The 13541-nt window shown below is 38.4% G+C and carries 12 protein-coding genes; 8 read left to right on the top strand and 4 right to left on the bottom strand.

Annotation, left to right across the window (positions count from 1 at the left end):
• Position 1: 1 nt before the first annotated feature.
• The gene (locus JWG41_RS13740) at positions 2 to 2461 is read right to left on the bottom strand and encodes an ABC transporter permease (RefSeq protein ID WP_205270500.1); all 2460 of its coding nucleotides are present in this window, start codon (positions 2459 to 2461) and stop codon (positions 2 to 4) included.
• Positions 2458 to 3162, bottom strand: coding sequence for an ABC transporter ATP-binding protein (locus JWG41_RS13735; RefSeq protein WP_205270499.1), 705 nt, complete (start codon positions 3160 to 3162; stop codon positions 2458 to 2460). The genes JWG41_RS13740 and JWG41_RS13735 overlap by 4 nt, the downstream gene beginning before the upstream one ends.
• A 58-nt stretch (positions 3163 to 3220) precedes the next feature.
• Here JWG41_RS13735 and JWG41_RS13730 point away from each other — a divergent pair, with 58 nt between their 5' ends.
• From JWG41_RS13730 to JWG41_RS13695, 8 genes are read left to right on the top strand one after another with little or no spacing between them, the layout of a single operon-like run.
• The gene (locus JWG41_RS13730) at positions 3221 to 3505 is read left to right on the top strand and encodes a hypothetical protein (protein WP_205270498.1); all 285 of its coding nucleotides are present in this window, start codon (positions 3221 to 3223) and stop codon (positions 3503 to 3505) included.
• Between the two features lie 38 nt (positions 3506 to 3543).
• Entirely contained in the window at positions 3544 to 5289 is a 1746-nt protein-coding gene (locus JWG41_RS13725; RefSeq protein WP_205270497.1) for a proton-conducting transporter transmembrane domain-containing protein, read from the top strand.
• Positions 5290 to 6168 carry an NADH-quinone oxidoreductase subunit H gene (locus JWG41_RS13720; protein ID WP_205270496.1) on the top strand — a complete coding sequence of 293 codons (879 nt, stop codon included), beginning with the start codon at positions 5290 to 5292 and terminating at the stop codon, positions 6166 to 6168. It abuts the gene before it with no gap.
• Positions 6169 to 6176: 8 nt separating this feature from the next.
• The gene (locus tag JWG41_RS13715) at positions 6177 to 6788 is read left to right on the top strand and encodes a formate hydrogenase (protein ID WP_205270495.1); all 612 of its coding nucleotides are present in this window, start codon (positions 6177 to 6179) and stop codon (positions 6786 to 6788) included.
• Positions 6785 to 8002, top strand: a complete 1218-nt coding sequence (locus tag JWG41_RS13710) for a proton-conducting transporter transmembrane domain-containing protein (protein WP_205270494.1) — start codon at positions 6785 to 6787, stop codon at positions 8000 to 8002. The genes JWG41_RS13715 and JWG41_RS13710 overlap by 4 nt, the downstream gene beginning before the upstream one ends.
• Positions 7990 to 9420 carry a hydrogenase large subunit gene (locus tag JWG41_RS13705; RefSeq protein WP_205270493.1) on the top strand — a complete coding sequence of 477 codons (1431 nt, stop codon included), beginning with the start codon at positions 7990 to 7992 and terminating at the stop codon, positions 9418 to 9420. Before JWG41_RS13710 ends, JWG41_RS13705 begins: the two co-directional genes overlap by 13 nt.
• Complete coding sequence (locus JWG41_RS13700; protein WP_205270492.1) at positions 9417 to 10232, top strand: NADH-quinone oxidoreductase subunit B family protein; 816 nt, start codon at positions 9417 to 9419, stop codon at positions 10230 to 10232. The genes JWG41_RS13705 and JWG41_RS13700 overlap by 4 nt, the downstream gene beginning before the upstream one ends.
• A gap of 8 nt (positions 10233 to 10240) precedes the next feature.
• Positions 10241 to 11473, top strand: a complete 1233-nt coding sequence (locus tag JWG41_RS13695; RefSeq protein WP_205270491.1) for an adenylate/guanylate cyclase domain-containing protein — start codon at positions 10241 to 10243, stop codon at positions 11471 to 11473.
• Positions 11474 to 11500: 27 nt separating this feature from the next.
• Here JWG41_RS13695 and JWG41_RS13690 read toward each other — a convergent pair whose 3' ends face one another.
• Both JWG41_RS13690 and JWG41_RS13685 read right to left on the bottom strand, forming a co-directional pair.
• Positions 11501 to 12343: an HDOD domain-containing protein gene (locus tag JWG41_RS13690; protein WP_205270490.1), complete on the bottom strand. Its 843-nt coding sequence runs from the start codon at positions 12341 to 12343 to the stop codon at positions 11501 to 11503.
• A 66-nt stretch (positions 12344 to 12409) separates the two neighbouring features.
• Positions 12410 to 13537 (bottom strand): SpoIID/LytB domain-containing protein, encoded by a 1128-nt coding sequence (locus tag JWG41_RS13685; RefSeq protein ID WP_205270489.1) that lies wholly within the window; start codon positions 13535 to 13537, stop codon positions 12410 to 12412.
• Positions 13538 to 13541 lie beyond the last annotated feature (4 nt).

Below are 13541 nucleotides of genomic sequence, written 5' to 3'. Positions count from 1 at the left end.
ATTATTCATATTTCAGTTCTTTCGAAATTTTCATTTGTTTTAGAAAATAAAATGGTATGAGGCAGATGCAAAATGTGATTATGGGGATCACTATCGGGAGTTTTACTACAAGTGAGCTTGGGTATTGGAAATTGAGTATCCATCCAAAAGCATTCCGATTGATTCCAAAAATAACAATTGGTGATAGGATTAGGCTACTGAGAACTCCTGAAAATATACCTAAGGAGACGAGAAACAAAGCTTGGTTATAAATCATTTTAAACATTTGGAATGAATCCATTCCGATGGCTTTGAGACCTGCGAGTAATTGTGATTTTTCTTTTATGAAATATACTAAAGACGTGGTAAGAGCAAGGACAGAAATGATGAGGGCTGAAATCTTTAAAGTATCTAAGATCGAAAACACTTGTTTCATCCCTTCTAAATATAGTTTTTTTAATTCTGATAGGTCTATGTATTTTAATCCATATTCTTTTGTTATGTTTTGGAGTAATTGTATTGTTTCCTCCGGCTTTAGGTTTTTGTTTCTGAAAATGCGGATGGAGTTTAGAAATTTAACTTGGTAGTTTTTCTGAAAGTAGGAGTAGTCCATCATGATGGTTCCCCTTTCGGAAAAAAAATGTTCTTTTTCATCCTGGATTTTCATCGAAACGCGTGCGTTTTTTTCTGTGTTGACTGTGATAAAATCCCCCTTACAAATCTGATCTAAAAAACAAAGATTTTTGGAAACGATTAGTTCATTTTTGTTATAAGATTCATTGAAATGTAATACATGTAAGGTGTAATATTTTCCATTAACTATAAATTTAGAGTCCACATAAAAAGGTTCTACGTCATAGAAGTTGGGGTCGGAAGCCATGGCTTCATATAGAGCCACTGGGACACCAGGTTCGCCTGTGTTTAGTTTTTTCTCGTCTAATAATGAATAGTCGGATTTGTTTTCTTCATCAACCCACTGAACTAGCGATTGTTCGTAACTATCGGTTAAACTTGTTAAGGTAAGAACAAGGGAAGTGGATAACATGATGGTGGATGCTGTGAGTCCATGTTTCCATGGTTCAATTCCAATTTCTTTTAATCCTATTTCGATACTAGGTGAAAATTGGAACTTTGATAGGATTTTGTCTAGGATCTGAACTGCAACGGGGATACATAAAAAATTCAGTAAAACAAAACCAATGATTACAAATCCCACTCCCACCATACCTGGAACAATTTGTTTGGCAAAACTAAGAAGTCCTAACGTGGTCCCGAAAATTATGAATAATAAAGAAAGGTAAAAATTTTTTTGGTTCGATAGTCTTAAGATCAAACTTCTTTTCTCTGTTCCTCTTTCTCTGATGAGATCAATCGGAAGTATTTGAAAGGTTTTATAGGCATTATAAATAGATGCGAGTATTGAACCTAAAATGGAAATGCTAAAACCTAAAAGGATGATGGAGAAGGGGATGTTCCGATAGGAGCGAATTTGGTTAGCGTCGGTAATGGTATTTACGGTTGTTAAAAAGTTTGTGTTGGCAATGAAAATTCCTAAAAACACACCAACAAACCCTCCCAAAAATCCGATGACCATTGCTTGGGTTAGAAATAACATAAAGTTATTTTTTTTACTCGATCCGATGGATAATAAAATCCCAAATTCATGTTTTCTCGAAAGATAGAGTCCTGTGAACATATTCGAAACCATAAAAAAAGAAATCAAAACTGAAACTAGAGAAACAATGGTTAAGTTGATTTTTAGCGAACCAAGAGCGATTCCAGCTCGTTCCAAGATATGATTCTTAGATTCGTAACTCCATTCTTCCGAATTGATTCGTCTCATTTTTGTTGTCTTTTGAGTCGTATCTTCTTGGACCAACCAAATCGAAGTGAGGTGGCCTTTTTGGTTGCAGATGGTTTGAAGTCTTGTGATATCCATTACAAGAAAGATACCTTCGACGGGAATGGTAATCGAATCTTCTTCTCGTAACAAAATTTCTTTTTCGCAAAGGGATAGGAACCTAGTGTTTCCTGTCATTTTGAGTTTTTCTGCGAGTGATTGGCTGATTAAGTATTTTGGGATTTTCTTTTTTTCATCTGGAGATGGTGATAGAGATTTGGATAGCAGGATGTCCTTTCCGATAACAGGAATGCTCTGAATTTGGTCTTTCGTTAGATTTAAGATACCTTTGGTTTGTAACTCTGGTTCGAGTTTTATACTTTCTGATGAATACGATTCTAAAATTTTTAAGAAACTATCCGCTGCCCCTTGGTTTTGGTTATTCGCAACATACCTCCCGATAAAATTTTCTGAAGAATAACCAAGCATTTGGTCGAGGACAGTTTGTTCCGCCCGCCAAGCATTGATTTGTGTGCTGACAAAAAGTGCAATGCCTAAACTAATCCCTAAGATTGATAATGCGATTTTCGGAATATGATCTTTGAAATATCCGAATATAAGGTGGTAGTAAACTCGTGTCATTTTGTTTTGATTTTACCATCTAGCATATGTAAGTTGATATCACCAGATAGTCCAATTTGTTCGTTATGGGTAACAAGAAATACGGATATACCCAAATCTTTGACACAGCTAGCAAATAGTTTCATAATCATTTCAGAGGAATTAGAGTCCAAATTTCCTGTGGGTTCATCAGCGAAAATGAGTTTGGGTTGGTGGACAATCGCCCTTGCAATGGAAACTCTTTGTTTTTCACCGCCAGACATTTCTTTGGGAGTGAATTCTTTTCTGTGACCTAAATCGACTAAAGAGAGAGCTTCTTTCGCTTTTGCTGTGGCAATGGATTTAGAAATACCGGAGAGGTAGAGTGGTAAGGCAACGTTATCAATCGCGGAAAGATAAGGAAATAAGTGAAAAAATTGAAATACAATTCCAATAGTTTTTCGTCTATAAATGGTAAGTTCTTCTTCTGTGGATTGAGATAATTGATTTCCAAAGACCTCGACTTTGCCTGAGTCAGCAGATTCGATGGCCGATAAAATATTGAGTAAGGTCGACTTTCCACTTCCCGATGGTCCCATCAAAGTAATGAGTTTTTTCTCTGGGATCTCAAAGGAAATGTCATTCAAGATTGGAAAAACAATCTCATCTTGATAGAAGGATTTGTTTACATGTTCCAATTTGATGACAGTTTTTTTGCTTGATTCTTTTTTTTCTGTAATCATTAAAAATAACTTCCCATATGCAAGACAGTCGAGAATATCAAGATTAAGGTACAACTGATTGGTAGCACGTATAATTTTCATCCTACTCATGTCAGTTTTAGTCATTGGAAAGTCACAACCTTGGACTTCTTTTGCGGAGTTTACCGAGGCCGGAGAGATTTTTTCTTGCGAGAAGAATTTCGAAGAACCTCCTGGGGAAGAAGAAAATTTCTTCCACATTGCTTCTGATCCTGTTTGTAATTCTGTCCTTCAATCCTTCCTCTCTCCCATCCCTTCTTCATTTGCTCCTAGTATCCTTTCTTTCAAATTTCCGGAACGTCGGGGCCCCCCTAACTTTATTTAACATATTTTTTCTCTAAAAATTTAATTTTTGAGGTAGTTATGTTAGAAGATGAAAGAATTTCAATCTTTCGATCGATCTTAGTTGGTATATCTGCGCTTTCGCCGTTGGCTATATTCTTATTTTCTAATTATGATGTTTTGTCTGTAGACTTCCCCATTTTGGTTGGACTTGTCATTCAGGCCTATATAGGTTTTTCTTCTTTTATGTTGGTTCAGTCGTATGAGCCGAAAGAGAAAAACAAAGTTACCATCGGGTATGTGATTTTTTGGTCAGCTCTTGGTGTTTGTTATTTATCGGGTAAATCGCTCATCCTTCCGATTGCCTTGGAAGTGACTTCTTTTTCTACGATTTTGATTTATTCCGGTACTGAGTTTGGAAAAAAACAAATCGAAAGTTTGGGTTCTTTGCTTCTAGCCTCTGGCATTTCTGCACTGTTTTTATCCGCCTGGGTTATGTTACCCGATGGAGACAATGTGGGCATTATTTTACTACTTGTCGGTCTTCTCATTAAATCGGGTTTTTCTGGATTCCATTTGTGGATTCCTAAAGTGAATGAAGGTGGTCCGTCGCATGCCCTCGGTTCCTTTGCTGGTGTACTTGAAGTGTTTCCTCTTTTACTTTTTTATCGTTATGTTTTACCTAATCAATTGGATCCAATCATTTATCAAGTTTTGTTTCCACTGGCTGCCCTTGGAATATTTTTTGGAGGGATTACCAGTTTCTTTCATAAAGATCCAAAAATTTCTTTAGCCTATAGTTCTGTGGAGTCGATTAACTTTCTCTGGCTCTGTTTGATCATAGCTGGAATGTTCCAGTTTTCTGTTGATTCGGAACTTATGAATCTAAGTAATTCTTTTCGAGTTTTGTTTTTTCTTAGTTTGTTCCATCATTGTTTTTCAAAAACATTTCAATTGTTTTCCATTGGTATGGTCGCTCGGCTAAAAAATTCAAGTTCTAGTGATGAATTGAAAGGTATTGGAAGACTTCTGGGTATTTCTCCTCTCCTTGTTGGGGCAGGGACATTTAGTTATGCGGTTCTTCCTGGGACTTTGGGATTTGTATCAGAAGCAACATACTTCTATCTAAATGCTCGCATCTTGGATTTACCGATTGGGCGTTCTGTTTTCCTTTTGCCTTCCATGATCTTTATTTTCTTTGGAATTGTTCTTGGTGGATTTACTCATATCAAATTGTTTATGAGTTTGTTTTTGTCCACCCCAAGTAAAGATATCAGCATCCAACCTTTTGGGCCGAAACAAAGAAAGTGGGTCACTATATCTTTATTTAGTTTGGCTCTGGTAATTTTTATTTTCCCATTAGTCGTTCCTTATTTTGTAAAGTTACCTATGCTCAGTCCATTCGTTGATCCACAGTTAGTTGATTGGTTTTGGACATTGTCTTTGGTGTCCTATGTAACAATCGGGACTGTATTTATCTTCCGTTTGTATGATCGTTACCAATTAAAACGATATGGAGATCCTAAAACAAAAAATTGGGATTGTGGTGGTGGATACAGTGGCCATGAACTTTCTATACCAACATCCGTTTTCTCTGAACCTTTAAGAAATTCACTCGGTAGATATTTTTTGAATCAAAAAGGGGAATCGAAAGTAGATACCTTTTTGATAAAGGCAATTACTTTTATCTTTCGATTGGGAACTCGATTTGTCTCAGCCACAAACCATCCAAAAGATGAGGATGTAAGTAAATATCTAGCAATCTCTTCTATGTTTTTAATTTTTATTTTCTCTTTATTGATTTTAGGCGATTTCGGAGGACTATAGATGAATTCAATAATATATTATCTTTATCTAATCGTTTTGTTTCTCGTAATGCCATTTTTGCTAACGGGTATTATTCGAAAGGTTCGAGCCTACGCACAAGGGAGACGGGGTCCGAAGTTACTCCAGTTTTTCTGGGAAGTGGATAAATCACTCAGAAAAACTCCCATTTCGCATACCAATTTATCCGATTTTACTCACCTAGCACCTAGAGTGGCGGTGTTTTCTGCTTTGATGATTTGGAGTGTGGTATTGTTTGAATGGGCTCCTTTTATTTTGATCCCATTTTTCCTTGCGCTTTACCGCTTTGCTTATGTGAGTTTTGCGATGGAAGGAGCTTCCTCTTTTGGAGGTATGGCTTCTGGTCGAGAAATTTTACTTTCTGTGATGGCGGAACCTACCTTTATTTTGATGATTCTTGCTGCGCAGTCCCATATCGAAATTTCTGTAAGTCCCCAAGGTGCTCTTATTGGTTTACTCTTTTTGTCTTTGTCCTTTATTGCTATTTTGGCGGAACTCGCAAAACCTCCGTTTGATGATCCTAGAACTCATTTGGAGTTAACTATGGTTCATGAAGCTATGATTTTAGAAGCATCCGGAAGGCAATTGGGTATTTTTGATTTGGCTACTTCCATTAAACTTTCTACCTTACTTGTTTTCCTTGTGAAGCTGGCATTAGAACACTCTAAACTATTTAAAAATGAAGGTTTAGATATTTTGGCTCGTGAACTGATGATTGCGCCGATGGTCATACTTCTCGCTATCATTCTTGGATTTTGGGAATCGAATAGTGTAAGAAGAAAATGGACTTGGATCCCCGAGTTTATGGGGCTTACTTTCATTGCGATTTTGATATTAGGAACTTTAGTTAAGTTGTCTTAAGGGTTATTATGATATACGATTTTATCTATTTATTATTGTTACTCACCGGTGTTGTTGTTTTAGTCGAAAACCGGTTGAGTCGGATTATTCTTTTCCTAAGTGCACAAGGATTTCTATTGATTTTCCCTGTTTTGCAAACTCATGAAGGGGATTGGAAACATGCCATTTCATTGATTGTTATGGTTGTTTTGTTTAAAGGAATTCTCACTCCTTGGGTTCTCAATTGGACTGCAAATAAATCTAAGATGAATGAAAGTACGGCTCCTCGTTTTGGATACCTGGCAACCTTATTGTTTATGGTTTTGGGAGTTGTGTTGGCTGTAAAAATTACAGAAGGCGTTTCCTTACTTTCGATTCCTGTTCATAAAATTGGGCTCATTTATGTAATTTTGTTAGTATATGTCGGAATTCTTTGTTTTGTTGTTAGGCGAAACTGGCTTGCTCTCATCGCAGGGTTTTGTGTTTTCGAAAATGGGATTTTTGTTCTCACTATGGTTTTGGATAAGGGGCTTCCTGTTGGCCTAGAGTTTGGATCCTTTTTGGATGCAATTCTTGTCATTGTATCGGGAGGGATTTTACAATTGTCTCCCCATATGCACACCAAGGAGAGAAAACTATGATGAAAGAATTATTTTATCTTTCTGGAGTTTTGGCCTTTGTTGTTATTTTTCTCGTTTCTGTATTTGCTCCGACTAAGGGACAAACAAGGATTTGGTTGTGGAGTCTTCTGAAAATAGGATTCTTTGGATCTTTGTTTTACTCCTGGTTTACCGATAATATCGTTCTCAAATGGATTTTAATCGAGGCATCTACACTATTTGGAGCGCTACTCATTTCTTCTAGCGGAACAGAAAGATCCTTTCATGTGGGTTGGAAGTTTTTATTAATCAACTCCTATGCTCTTGGTCTTGCCTTTTTAGGCATTGTGGTTCTTTTGTTTGCTTCGACCCCCCTTGATAATTTAGATTTCTCTTCACTGAAGCAGGGGTTAGTTGGTCAAAGTGGATTATTGATTGAGACTGGAATTTTACTCACAGTCTATGGTTACAGTGGGAAACTCGGCCTTGTTCCCAACCATTTTTGGGTAGGGGATACGTATGCAGAAAGTCCGAGTCAAATTTCTTCACTCATAGCTTCTTTTGTGCCAGTGAGTGTGGTCCTTGCCATTCGCCCTCTGATTCAATTAGAACGTGAAATCAATCCACATGTCATCAACGCAGCCAATGGGATACTCTTTATCGGAGTTCTCACTATCCTCTATTCTACATTGATTCTCTTCGCTCGCGAAGACATTCGAAGGATATCGGCAAAGGTTGCTCTTTTCCATACTGGTATGTTGACTTTGTTTTTGTGGTTAGATGTATCTGATGATGTGTTTTATTTTCTGTTATCAACCACAGTCCTTGTAAAACTTCTCGTGTTTATTTCTATGGGAATTTTACGAATGGATGCAGGGAAAAGAAACATCTCTCAGATTTTAGAAACACCATCACTTAGCCATAAAGCTTTGTATATGTATTTATTGGCTTTACTTGTTGCCTTTGTTTTCCCTCTGTCGCCTGTGTTTGTTTTGGACTTAAAGGTCATTGAGATTGCAATCAAACAAAAGATGTTCTTTTTGTTTGTTTTTCCCATCATAGGGGCTATCTTTTTCTTTATTGCTCTAAACAAAGTATTACCTCTCGTTCGATTGCCCAATCGGAACTTCGAACCCGGTGTTTATGGAATCTTACAAACTCGGTTGGTATTCTTTTGGTTTAGTTTTTTATTCACCGTATCCGTTGGTACTTACGGTTTAACCTATCTATTGGCAGAACATATATGGAAAAAATAACAGGCATTACTAATTTCGATGGTGTCTATCACCAGTTTGTCATTCGTGATCAGAAAATAGTTCGGGAAGAAGTTGTATCTAAAAAAAGTAATATTGATTTTCTCTTGGATCCGCAGTATCCGGTGTGGCTTGTTCGTCATGCTTTTGGTCAAGATGTAGGAACTGAAGATTATTCAGAATTAAAAGAAGAAGAATATTTATCTGATAACAGAGGGAAAAATCTTTCCCTACACCAGAAAGCAGGTATTGTTCGGGACTTGGCTTACCATGGATTGCACGTTCCCTTCCATGAAAGTACGTATTCACATGCGGTAGGTCCCATTCATGCAGGAATCATTGAACCAGGACATTTCCGTTTTGTGGTTGAGGGAGAAGTGATTCGTCATCTTACCATTCGTTTGGGATTCCAACATAGAGCCATTCGTGAGAAGTTGATTGGAAAATCAGTAACAGAAGTTATGCCAATCTCCGAAGTTATCTCTGGAGATACCAGTGTAGGGTATGCTTTAGCTTTTAGCAAAATCTATGAAGAGATGTATGGAATTCCTGTTTCTAAGGATGTTGCTTTGTTTCGTTCCTTTCTCGTGGAATTAGAACGGATTGCTGTCCATATCGGAGACTTGGGTGGAATTTCTGAGGATATTGGTTATTATCCGCTATATGGTGTTTGTGTGACCGATCGCGGGGCAGCTCTCGGTCTTATGGAAACATGGACGGGGAATCGATTTGGAAAGGCGGCAGTTCGCCCGGGAAGAGTTAGAACGAATAAACGAGTTACCGCAAAACAAGCAAAAGATGCTTTTTTAAATCTAAAAAAAGTTTATTTTAAACGAGTTCGCCCCCAAATTCTAAGAGCACTTTCCGTATCCACATTGAAGGAAAGGATGCAGGGTTGTGGTTTTATTTCGGAACTGGATGTGCAGAAAAATGGATTTTTAGGTATGATTGCTCGGATGGCCGGGGTCAGTGATGATTTGAGAATAGCTAATCCCGATTATCATGGTTGGACGGCTTTACCGCTCCAAGAAGAACATCATCATTATAATGGAGATGTTTGGGCTCGTATGTACATTCGTTATACGGAGATTGAACAGTCTTTAAAATGGATCGAAGATCATTTGGATGATTTGGATTGGGAGTCTTTATGGTCAGAAAAAGATTCCGATGTCGGAAATCAAAATTGGAAAGAATGGAAACCAAAACCCGGGATTTATACGGCCGCTGTCGAAGCATGGCGTGGTCCACTTCTTGTATCTCTAAATTTTGATGCAGAAGGATTTGTAAAAAATTCTTATATTCGGGATCCATCGGTTCTCAATTGGCATGCATTGGAGCTCGCAGTTCGTGGAGAACAAGTCGGTGATTTTCCATTAAATAATAAATCATTTAATCTTAGTTATGTTGGGTTCGACTTATGAATTTTTTATATGAGTTAAAAAGTTTCTTTTTTCCAAAGAATGTATTAAATTTTAATACAGCTTCCCCTATCCATCCAACAAGTCGGGGGATTCCGGTTCCTACGACAAAGTTACAAGAGGGAAGTGCTTCTTTGGCGCGCAGTGCAGAACTCTGTCCGACAAAGGCGATCCGAATTGTCTCTGATTCGGAAGTTCAGTTTGATTATGGCAGATGCCTACAATGCGGAATCTGTTCTGAAAATTCCGATGGGAAACTCCGTGACTCTGGGTTTATTTATACCTTTGCCTTAAGTCGTGAGGAATTGAAAGTCACTTACAAATTCGGGCGAATGGAAAAAGTAAGTGAGTTACCTTTTCCACTCACTGAAAATCAAAAGCGATTCCAAGAATTAACCAAAAAACGTGGATTCCTTTATAGAGAGGTTGCGGCCGGAGGAAACAATACTGTGGAATCAGAACTCAATGCTTCCTTCAATTCCGTTTTTGATTCGGAAAGGGAAGGGGTTCGCTGTGTTGCGAGTCCCAAACATGCCGATGCGATTGTGTTTTCGGGCCCTGTGGGAAGGAATATGGCAGCTCCCCTCACCACGGCTTGGGAAGTGATCGCCGAACCCAAGGCTCTCATTGCCTGTGGGACAGAAGCTGTGAGCGGAGGACTTTTTCCCCAAGGGAAACTTCCTAAAGAACCAGACCTCTTTATTTCAGGAGATCCCCCAAGGCCAGACGTGATTTTGCAAGGTTTTCGTCTTTTAATGGGAAGATTTTCCTTCCGGTTTCAAGAGGCGCTTCACAAAATTTTAGAGAATGTATAATAAGGCGCGTGGATTTAGAAAAAGAAGAAATCGTTCGTGTCCTGATCTTAGAACCTCAAAGGAAATCGTATGATACGATCTCCCAACTACTTGTCGAGTGGTTTGGAGATTACATCGAGTTAACTTGGCGCTCCGTTTTCGAAAATGGAGCCGAGGAAATCAAAAAGAATCAATATGATCTTTTGATTACTGAAATCCAATTCACTGAATTAGAAGAATCACCCGAATCAGTTTTGGAAATGATTATGGATCTTTCGGGTCCCTCCGAACTTCCAGTGGTAGTGTTTACCAAAGCCGAAGGGAAACAACTTCCCATCCACGCTTTTCAATTAGGAATCAACGAATACTTCAGCAAACGCCGGTTAAAGAAAAATGTTCTGGAACATCGGTTTAGAAATTTATTCCGAGAAATCTATCGCAAAAAAGTAGTTTCCATTCAAATGGATGATAGTCTGAAACGATTCCAAGATTTATATGGAATGAACCAATCGGAAATTCAAGATTTGAATACGATGGTGAAAAAATTCAAAAAAGAATTAGAAAAAGAATACGAAGAAAAACTAAACTTAGAAACCGAAAAAAAGAAAATGCAAAACGTTTTCGGTATGTATGTTGATCCCATCATTGTCGAAAGTTTGATGAACAATACTCTTTCTTTAGACCAGAAGGGAAAGGAACAAGAAGTATCTGTATTATTTTCGGATATTCGTGGTTATACTACCTTGTCCGAAAAAATGAAACCAGAACAAGTGATCTCATTTTTAAATGAATACTTTACCGCTATGACTGAAGTAATTTTAGGATATGGGGGGATGATCGATAAATACATTGGTGATTCCATCATGTGTTTGTTTGGTGCTCCTGTTTTCCAAGAAGATCATAGACAAAATGCCTTGGACTGTGCTGTGGAAATGGTGCAAGTGTTTGAACTTTGGCAACCCAAATGGCAACAAATCTATGGCTTCACTCCACAAATTGGAATTGGTTTGGCATCGGGAAAGGCCATTGTCGGAAACGTGGGATCTTTCCAAAAACTTTCTTATACGGCAGTAGGGGACACGGTCAATATGGCAAGCCGGTTGGAATCCATTGCAAAACCGATGCAAGTGTATGTATCGGAGGGGTTGTACAATTTCCTTCCCGAAGACTATTCCAATAAATATCGTTATGAAGAATTGGAACCTGTAAAAATTAAAGGAAAAGAAGGGTTACACCGAATCCTCAGTGTTAAACCCCTCTAACAAACATTTGTTTTTGGATTCTTTGTTTTAAAGAGTGCTGCAAAACTGATACAATTCATTTGTTTTCAGTTTTTCATCTTTAGATGCTAAAAATACTTTTCTGTCTTCTATTTCTAAACTAAGAGCCAGTTTGTATTCTTCGAATTTTTCTTCTGTGCCTGGTTCTTGTTTACCGTGTCCAGTTAGCTTAGCAATCACACCAGCAAAGCCAATGATTTGGCCGAGAGGAGTTTGTTCTGCTACTGGTTTTGATAAGTCTTCGATGGAAGACAGAATGATGTTTGGCATTTTCCAAAGTTTGGCGGCCGCACTTCCCATTTCATAGGAATCCACACCAAAAGTTTTTTTCTCGAGAGAGATGAGTGTGGCATCGGAAGTTTGGAATTCCGTAAGCACTTCTACATATTTCGCTCTATCGATGGTATTGAGAACAATTCGTCCTAGGTCTTGCATCAGTCCGCAAGTGATCGCAAGCTCTGCTTCTTTTTTGAATTTCTTTTCTTCACAAAGGATTTGAGCAAAGATTCCTTTGGCAACCGAGTGGTCCCAAACTTCATCTCGGAATTTTTTATAATTTCCTTGGCTAAAAAGCGAGTCTGTCATAGACATCGCCACCATACTCCGAACCGTTTTGAATCCCAAACGAGTGATGACCTGTTTCATATTGGCCACAGGATTTCCTCTGGAGAAAAACGGTGAGTTGGCAAGTTTCAAAAGTCTTGCCACAAGCACTTGGTCGGATTGGACTTTTTTTTCTAACTCTCCAAAGGAGAGTTCGTTGTCGTCATCTAGTGAAAGTACGGAAAGTAAGACCGGCGGTACAATCGTCAGGTCTTTGATTTTGGAAAGGTATTCTTCAACTGTAGCCATAGTGTTAGGGACCTAAAGTCAGAATCTAAAACCTGGAACAAAGGGAAACTTAAAAAAACGAGAAAACTATCTTGCGACAATCCTTGCGAATTCGATTCCTTTGAAGTAGTGTTGTAGGATTTCCCGGTGGTTGAATTGGCTTTTTGCCATGGCAAAACTTCCCCACTGCGACATTCCCACCCCATGACCAGAACCCAAACCTTTGACGAAATAATCACCGGACTCTTCTCGTCTAATCCCGAATCTTGTGGATTTCAATTTTGTGGCACCTAGTTTTTTTCGAAACTCTGTGGCTTTGATTTTTTTGGATCCGGAGCTTCCAATGATTTCCATTTCATTCACTCGAGAGGAAGGGAATCGACTTGCCACTAAAATGTCTTGGATCTCACCTACACCTAAATATTGTAAGTTGGTATTCACAAAATCTGTTTTCCATTTTTCTTCCCAAGAATACTGATCCCCATCTTTATCATATTCAGAGGGAACAGGTTTTAGGTATTCTACAGGACTTCCCCAAACATTAACAGGATCTTCTGTATAACCACCGGCATTGGAATGGAAAAAACTTTGGATGGGTTGTCCTTTATGAATGAGGATGAGGCCTTCTGTTTCAAAAACAGCATCCGTTGTATTTCTATGTTCTTTGTTTTTTCCTTTGTACACTTGTGTATTGGTGGATGTATCTACATCAAACTCTTGTTTTTTGCGATTTAACATTTCCCGTACGACATAGGTTCTCGCACAAATGGCTTGGGCTTTTAATGCTTCTTTGGGCCAAGAGGCGCTGACTTCCGAAGGAACAACACTCAAAAGATAAGATTCGATGGGAACTAAGTTGATGATGAATACTTTTCCTTCGATCGGTTTGAGGAGAACGGTTCCTCTGTAACTCACTCCTTTGTATTCAATCCATTCCGAGTTAGTTTGGATGGAGATTGGAGCTTTGAGGAGGGTTGGATTTAAAGATAAAAAATCATAAGCCTTTTTTATGGTTAGGTCATTGGCATCACGAACAATGATTTCGCCCGATGATTTAAAGGTTTCCTCTTCGGTCGCATAACCAAGGAATACACGAACCGGTTTTGATTTGAAGTTGGATTCATCTGGTGCCCAGTTGGTTACCATCACGCTCGCACAACCGATTTGCCCTAAGATGGCGATAGAAAAAATTAGAATCGATTTTTGAATCTTCATAGTA

The organism is Leptospira chreensis (genome assembly GCF_016919165.1).
In the GTDB taxonomy this organism is placed as follows: Bacteria; Spirochaetota; Leptospiria; order Leptospirales; family Leptospiraceae; genus Leptospira_A; species Leptospira_A chreensis.
The sequence above is the reverse complement of the archived record's forward strand: the minus strand, read 5'-3'. Positions and strand labels throughout refer to the sequence as shown.